1 protein-coding gene is annotated in these 2280 nt (G+C 60.0%); it reads right to left on the reverse strand.

From position 1 onward, the window contains the following. The coding region (locus ACXRVY_RS24980) for an ATP-binding protein (RefSeq protein ID WP_458238517.1) at window positions 1-2131 on the reverse strand (2131 nt) is incomplete at its 3' end. Between the last annotated feature and the right edge of the window lie 149 nt (window positions 2132-2280).

The raw sequence follows: 2280 nt of genomic DNA on the forward strand, positions 1-2280 counted from the left end.
CCTCATAGCCGTCCATCACCGGCATGTTGCAGTCCATCAGCACCAGATCGAACTCCCGTTGTTCGAGTTGATCCAGGGCTTCGGCACCATGGGCCGCGGTGGTCACCTCGCAGCCGAGTTTGCCGAGCATGCCCTTGGCCACCAGTTGGTTGACCGGATTATCTTCCACCAACAGCACGCGCCCGCGGCGCGGCGGGCTTTGCGCGTCGAGTGGGGCATTGTTGATCGGGTGGGTTTGCGGTTGCAGGATTCGCTGCAACAACTGATGCAGCGTATTGCGTGCCAGGGRGCGGGCCTGCTGTTGCAAGGGGGCGAGGGCGTTGACCTCTTCGCTGGGCATGAAATTGCCATAAGCGGTAATCAGCAGGATCGGCGCGCTGAGGGTGGGGCGCAAATTGAACAGGCACTCGGGGCAGTCGRTGATGAGCACGTCGGCCGCCAGGCCAAGCAGTGGGTCATCCATGGAGCGCCGTTCGTAGTCCAGTCCCCAGCCAGGCAACAGGCCGTTCAGCAGTTCGCCCAGCCCGCTGCTGGCGGCCGTGATGGCGATGACTTTGCCCTTGAGCGAAACAGCAGGCATTGCTCGGGTATGGCTGGGCAATGGCAAGTCCGCGCAGAACTGGCTGCCAAAACCCGGCTCGGAGTTGATCGTCAGGCGCCCTCGCATGGCTTCGCAAAGGTTGTAGGTCAGCGCCAGGCCCAGCCCGGTGCCGCCAAATTGGCGGGTAATACCGGCGCCGGCCTGAGTGAAAGGCTGGAAAATTTTCACCTGGGCATCCTGAGGGATTCCGATGCCGGTGTCACACACTTCGATTCTGACGCCGTCCCCGAACGTCGACAGGCGTACGTCGACACGCCCGAAACGGGTGAACTTGAGGGCGTTGGACAGCAGATTACTGACGATCTGCCGCACCCGGGTCGGATCGCCGAGCACGAGTGTCGGGAAATGCGGATCGATCAGGCAGGTCAGTTCGACGCTGGGGGCGGCGTTCTGCGATAACAGGTTGGCAGTGTCTTCGATTAGCGAGCCGAGGTCGAAGGGGATGTGTTCGAGTTCGAGTTGACCGGCATCGAACTTCGACAAGTCGAGAATATCGTTGAGCAATTCCACCAGCACTTTGCCCGAGTCATGGGCGATGGACAGCTGTTGCTGTTGTTCGGCAGTCAGCGGCCCGTCGAGGGACAGCGCGATCATCCCGAGCAAGCCATTGAGGGGCGTGCGGATTTCATGGCTCATATTGGCCAGGAACACCGAGCGGGCGTCGGCCATGTCCAGTGCTGTGCTGCGAGCGACTTCCAGTTCCTGGTTGGATTGGCTCAGCCGGGCATTGATCGCGTTGAGTTCGGCAGTGCGGGCCGAGACGATATTTTCCAGTTGACCGAGATACTCGGTCAGGCGGTTTTCCGCATTGCGCCGCTGCTGGATTTCGGTGGCGATGCTTTTGAATTGCTGGTTGGCAACCTTGACCAATACGCCGATCTCATCGTCGGCGTGCCCGGCGGGACACTCCAGTGAGGTCGGCTCGGTACTGCTCGGGTCGCGACCGCTGAGTTCACGGATGACCCGCACCAGGGGTTTGGTCAGCATCACATAGAACAGCGCCAGCAGAATGCCGGACAGCAGCAGGCTGCGGGCGAAACCATTGAGCAGGGTCACTTCGGCCCGGCGCAGGAACCGGTCGCCGAAGGCGTAAGTATCGACGTTCAGCCGCAGCGTACCCAGGGATTCGTTGGGTAAATGATCCAGGTAAAGCCGGTCTTCGAACTGTCGGTTGGCGCCGAACAGGAAATCACTGAGCATCCGGTATCCGTTTTGCACACCGGGTCGCTTGACGTTGGCCAGCACAATGCCATTGTTGTCGGTCAGTCTCACGCTAGTGATCGCTGGCGAGCGCAGCAGGCCCAGGGTCAGTTCCTTGGCGAGTTCGGCGTCGATGTTGTAGGCAATTCGCGAGGCCGGGTTGTGGCTGATTTCCAGTAATGAAAGGATTTCACGATTGATGGAGGCGTCTTCACTGGCATAATCGATGCCTATTTGCAGCAGGCTGAGCAGCGTGCCCAGAATGAAACCGACCAGCACGGTAAGCCGGGCTTGCTTGAACGACAGCCGGTTGGTGAATTTGATGTCCATGGGGGGGTGAACCACTTCCGTTTCCTTTCGCTGCTCAAGCATAGTCGATCATGCCTGCCTGTTGATGTTCTCGCGAGGCCTGTACCGCGGGGGCCACCGCTTGTGTGACGCTGTGTTTCGTCGCTGTATCACCATCATTACTGTGAACG

The organism is Pseudomonas sp. P5_A2_2 (assembly GCF_054177685.1).